We start from the raw sequence: 531 nt of genomic DNA on the forward strand, positions 1-531 counted from the left end.
CTTTCAGAGGGATTTTATGTTTAAGAAATTTAAAGAAAAATCAGCATCTCAAAAGTTCGATACGTTTCTAAATGTCTCGTTTATATCTTTTTTCATTGCACTCAATTTTTTGGAATGGCAGGGTAGAGATTTTCCGCAGGAGTCGGAGCTACAATACAGTGAAGGTATTATCACTGATACGGGATTTAGTATAGCCTTGCAATCTATTGAAAATCCTAAACAAATAACGCTTTACGGCTGTAGCTATAATGTATTTGGCTTTATTAATACTGGGTCATGTATGGGTCCTACATACCTTGAACCTAGGCTTGGCAAGTACGCAAGAGTTGGTTGGTACTATCAGCCCAATTTTTTAGGCGTATCGAATAATTTACCACAATTAGTCAGCTTAGACATTAGAGGATCAGAGGAGGATCTGCAAATAACTTACGAAGATACCAAAAACCTAATGTTCGATCAAAACATGATAGGAGTGCTTACTACGTCAATCTTTGGTTTTGGTTTTATCTTTTTTATGACAAAGCTCAATAA

At 35.8% G+C, this 531-nt stretch carries 1 protein-coding gene; it reads left to right on the top strand.

The window, feature by feature from the left end:
* Nucleotides 1–16 precede the first annotated feature (16 nt).
* Nucleotides 17–531: hypothetical protein (locus ACS8FC_RS20605; protein WP_439298151.1), on the top strand; the 515-nt coding region annotated here is incomplete at its 3' end.

The organism is Psychrobacter sp. 1Y4 (genome assembly GCF_051847555.1).